This is a genomic window from Shewanella sp. 11B5 (genome assembly GCF_002836795.1).
In the GTDB taxonomy this organism is placed as follows: domain Bacteria; phylum Pseudomonadota; class Gammaproteobacteria; order Enterobacterales; family Shewanellaceae; genus Shewanella; species Shewanella frigidimarina.
Genome location: NZ_PJAP01000427.1, coordinates 1 through 4,956 on the forward strand (window position 1 = coordinate 1; position 4,956 = coordinate 4,956).

A 4,956-nucleotide genomic window follows, 5' to 3' on the forward strand; every position below is an offset into this window, starting at 1 on the left:
CCAGCTTTGAATAACATCACCCTAGATTAATATCCTAGGGACAGATCCGTTATTAGTACGATGTTGTGAAACTATTTTGTGAATTTTTAATAAGGAGTTTCAATATGTTAAGGATTGCTAATGTACTTTTCAATTTACCCGTAAAACAAATGATTGATGATCGATTTTCTTTGAAAATTTTAGTAAATCTCGTGGTATCACTGTTTTTAGTTTCATCGGTAAATATTGCTTATGCAGAAACGCCTGTATCCAAAACTGATGGCAAGTCGTTCTCCCATGACAGCGTCGTAGACGTTGCTCGAAAACTGTCCCTGACTCCCTTTATTGAACCGAAAAAAGCCCCTGAAGCGCTGGCTAAAATAGACTATTCAACCTATCGACAAATTAATTTCCAACAACATGCTGCTATTTGGGGCAATGCGCCCACGCCTTTTTCGATACAACTATTTGCTCCCGGGTATATTTATAAACAGTTAGTTGATATTGACGTGGTCGAGAATGGCAAATCATTTCCGGTAGAAGTCTCTGAATCATCCTTCAGAGTGCCAGATGAATCAATTGGCAAATTACTGGAGCAAGTCGGTAAATATGCAGGGTTTCGTTTGCATTACCCGATCAATCGCGATGATTATAAAGATGAATTTCTTGTGTTTCAGGGCGCAAGTTATTTTCGTGGGGTCTCTAAAGGGCAAGCGTATGGGTTATCTACCCGCGGACTTGCCATCAATGTTGCCGATCCTAAAGGTGAAGAATATCCTTTATTTAAAAAGTTTTGGATTGAACGTCCATCCAGCCATCAAGAGGCGATTGTGGTCCATGCGTTACTAGACAGTGTGAGTGTAACAGGAGCCTATCGATTTGCTATTTACCCTGGCGATCCGACCCGAATGGGCGTCGATGTTAAGCTTTTCCCAAGGCAGGATGTTAAGAATGTGGGTCTGGCTCCGTTAACGTCAATGTTTATGCATGGCGGCATAGATCGCGCTGATACTGCTGATTACCGTCCAGCGGTACATGACTCTGAAGGCCTGCTAATGGAAAAAGGCAATAGTGAGAAAATTTGGCGGCCACTGAATAATCCTCGTGGATTACAAGTGAGTTCTTTTATGGATGAGAATCCTAAAGGATTTGGTTTAATCCAGCCACATCGAAAATTAGATTATTATCAAGATCTTGAAGCAAATTATCATCTTCGTCCATCTGCGTGGGTTGAACCAACGGGTGATTGGGGCAAGGGCAGAGTCGAACTGGTTGAGATCCCATCGGATTCTGAAGCCAATGACAATATTGTTGCCTATTGGAAGCCAGAACAAGGCTTGAAAAAAGGTCAGCCATTCACTTACTCATACCAATTGACCTGGGTGGATCAGATCCCTAAAACCGAAGGCAAAGTAAAAGTGGTTCGAACTGCTGGTGGTCGTAAATTATCGACAGATAAAAATGAGATCGTTATCGATTACAGTCACATTAATGCCAACGATGTCAGTCATATTCGTGTCGATGCCAGTATCAGCAGTGGTGCTATTTTAGAATCACGTATTGAGTCTAATCCCAGTGTTGATGGTGCCAGAGTTTTTATCACGTTCGATCCTCAAGATGCTGAGGTTGCAGAGTTACGTGTACAGCTAAGCAACAAAGATAAACCGCTTGGTATGACATGGCTGTATCGATTTACTGCAGAGGACTGGCCTTTATGATAGACAATAACAATCCTCTTTCTGCTCACGTTAACGATACCTATTATGGTGCACGTGCGTTGCCAGATGAATCGCCACTGGAGATGTCTCGTCATGAGGTTTCTGAACCGGGTCATAGATTAACTCCGAATCAACAAACTGTGTGGTTTACGTTGCGCACATTTGTTGCACAGTTATTTGTGTTTATGGTTACAGCAAGCTTATCGACTTATGGCATAAGAGAAATGTATTTGGTGCTTAACACCAATGCTATTACCAGTTTGCAAATGGTTTTTTTGGTGTTGTTTAGCGTTAACTTTCTGTGGGTTACATTTGCTTTTTCACAGGCACTATTGGGTTTTCTGTTGCATCTCAAACCGCGCCTGATTAAAGAGAATGAGACAGAACCAGATTTCAAAACGGCGGTATTGCTACCGATTTACAATGAAGATCCGCTGCGTATTCGGGCCACAATAGAGGCGATGAGTGCAGATTTAATCGCTACTGCACCGGGTAAATATGCTTTCTTTATTCTCAGTGACACTAATCGAGCAGATGCATGGATTGCTGAGGAACAGACTTTTCTGGATCTTATCAATAACAGCCAACCACTGTGTCCGGTTTATTACCGTCGTCGTCACCAAAACAGTGAACGTAAAGCCGGTAATATCGGCGACTGGGTTCAGCGCTGGGGCGGTGATTATGAGGCAATGATAGTGCTTGATGCTGACAGCATCATAAGTGCAAAGTCGATGGTGACATTATCACGTCGTTTAGCTGGCGCACCTGGCGTCGGTCTTATTCAAACCTTACCGACACTGGTGTTTGCTAATACGCTTTACAGCCGTTTGCAACAGTTTGCCAATCAATGCTTTGGTCCTATTTATGCCGAGGGTTTGTCGGCTTGGCATGGTTTGTCATCAAACTTTTGGGGCCACAATGCCATTATTCGCACCAAAGCATTTGCTGAGTCATGTCATCTGCCTATTCTGTCCGGTAAAGCACCTTTTGGCGGCCATGTATTAAGTCATGACTTTATCGAAGCGGCGTTACTGCGTCGTGCAGGTTGGGGAGTGCGTTTTGATACCGATATTGAGGCTTCATTTGAAGAAGCTCCACCGTCGTTAATTGATGTGATGATCCGTGATCGACGTTGGTGCCAGGGTAATTTACAGCATTCAGCATTTATGTTTGCTCGCGGTTTCTCATTGCCGACGCGATTGCATCTTTTGTCTGGGGTGATGTCTTACCTGAGCGCCATTTTTTGGTTAGCGCTAATTATGGTCGGGCTTGCGATTGCGGTTCAGGCGGCATTTATACGTCCGGAGTATTTTGCTAATCCATCGCTGTTTCCAACCTGGCCAGTGTTTGATTCTGAGCGCGCGTTGAGTCTGTTTGTGGTATCAATGGTCATTGTGCTGGCACCTAAAGCATTTGGCTGGTTTGCTGCCTTGATTAATATTCCGCGGTGTTTACGATTTGGCGGGCCAATACTGTTAACTCTGAGTACCTTGTTGGAAATGGTTATGTCTGCTCTGTATGCACCTATTCTGATGGTGTCGCAGTTTGGCGTGGTATTGTCTATATTTCGAGGCAAAGACAGTGGCTGGATGCCGCAATCTCGAGACGATGGAGCATTGAGCTGGATGTCAGTGATGCGTGCTCATCTTGGACATACCGTGTTTGGGGTTGCGCTTGCTTTGACCGCACTATCGCTCAGTACAGAACTCTTTTACTGGTTATTACCGATTACGATAGGGTTGATGCTATCAATCCCTTTGTCGTGGTTGAGTGGCGGCGCGAGGCGAACTAAATGGATTAAAACAGTCGGATTACTGCGAGCGCCTGAAGAAAAAAAACCAGTTAGCATTTTGGTTAAAGTGAAGGAAAACGAGGCTAACTTGTCCCATCTTCGACACATGCATCCGTTCAGTCGGTTGGTTAATAATCCTTTATTACTTAAATGGCACCTTGCTCAGTTACCAGACGTAGGTGAACAAAAACCGACGTTTTATGCCCCGAGAATTATTGCGGAATGGAAATTAAATCATGCTGAAAGCTTACCGCAATTAGAATCATGGTTAGAACCCGCAGAGGTGATAGCATTATTAAACAATGCGGATTATCTACAGAAATTGAAAACAATCGGTAACTAACTTCTACAGTATGTCTCTGTAACACTTACTAAAAAAGCCCCTCAACAATGCGTTATTGAGGGGCTTTTTTAGTACTTAATACTCAGCAATTAAGATTAGATTTAGGCTCCAGAGCATCATTTAGCGCGAGCCATTGCTGATGTTACTGCATTATTTATGTTGAGCCATCACTCGGATTGCAAACTCACTTGGTCCGGCCAAAATAGCCCGGCCTACTGCCACTAAATCGACTTGCTTAGTCGCTAAAATCGTTTCGATGTAATCAATACTTTCAATGCCGCCGACACCAATTACTGCCGCGGTGGTTGTGCCTGTCAGCGGTGCTGCATCTTCAACTAAAAAGCCTTCGCCGCGTTTGTCTTTAGGGCGATTCCAGCCACCAATGCCTGATGATACGTTAAGTATTTCAACACCCGCATCAACTAGCCATTGGCTCATTTGGCCCATATCGTCATGGGACAAACCTCCGGGATAACCGTCTTGCCCAGGAATGCGGGTCATTACTGCTAATCTTGGCGCCGCTTGTTTTATTTTACTGACTATTTCGATCAATATTCTGGCGCGATTTTCAAGGCTGCCACCGTATTGGTCTTGGCGTTGATTCGTCAGCGGAGATAACCATTGATTAATACCGTAACCGTGGGCACAGTGCAGCTCGACTAAATCAAATCCGGCTTTGTCAGCACGAATGGCAGCACTAACAAAATCCTGCTGCCATTGATTGATATCATCCAATGTCATGGCTCTAGGGGTTGGTAATACACGATCATATGCTGGCACGGTAATGCCTGACGGCCCCATAATATCAGCGCTAATAGCTGCACTGTCTTTGCCGCCGCAATGGGTAATTTGTAAGCCTGTTTTTACCCCTGCATTATGTAACGTCGCGGCAATTTGGCTTAAGCCGGGTAAGCAAGCATCATCATGCGCCCCAAGCTGATTAGACTCACTTCGTCCTGCTAAATTTACATGGCTGTATTCTACCATCACCAACCCTGCACCCGACTGGGCTAAATGATGGTAATGATTGATGGTCGTTTCAGTTGCTAAGCCATTTAGGTCTGCGGTTTGTGACGCCATTGGCGGCACCACTAAACGGTTTTTAAAGGTCAGTCCGTTCGTGA

3 protein-coding genes are annotated in these 4,956 nt (G+C 44.4%); 2 read left to right on the forward strand and 1 reads right to left on the reverse strand.

What is annotated here, in order from left to right; translation table 11 throughout:
* Positions 1–149: 149 nt before the first annotated feature.
* Positions 150–1,697 (forward strand): glucan biosynthesis protein G, encoded by a 1,548-nt coding sequence (locus CXF78_RS09955; protein ID WP_374702280.1) that lies wholly within the window; start codon positions 150–152, stop codon positions 1,695–1,697.
* Positions 1,694–3,832, forward strand: a complete 2,139-nt coding sequence (gene mdoH, locus CXF78_RS09960) for a glucans biosynthesis glucosyltransferase MdoH (RefSeq protein WP_102036681.1) — start codon at positions 1,694–1,696, stop codon at positions 3,830–3,832. The genes CXF78_RS09955 and mdoH overlap by 4 nt, the downstream gene beginning before the upstream one ends.
* Positions 3,833–3,982: 150 nt before the next feature.
* On the opposite strand, the gene CXF78_RS09965 is transcribed toward mdoH, so the two are convergent.
* The coding region (locus CXF78_RS09965) for an NADH:flavin oxidoreductase (RefSeq protein WP_219622065.1) at positions 3,983–4,956 on the reverse strand (974 nt) is incomplete at its 5' end.

Bases quoted from the DNA above. Each gene is read 5' to 3' on its own strand.
- mdoH (WP_102036681.1), top strand. From the start codon at position 1,694: ATGATAGACAATAACAATCCTCTTTCTGCTCACGTTAACGATACCTAT.
- CXF78_RS09955 (WP_374702280.1), top strand. From the start codon at position 150: ATGATTGATGATCGATTTTCTTTGAAAATTTTAGTAAATCTCGTGGTA.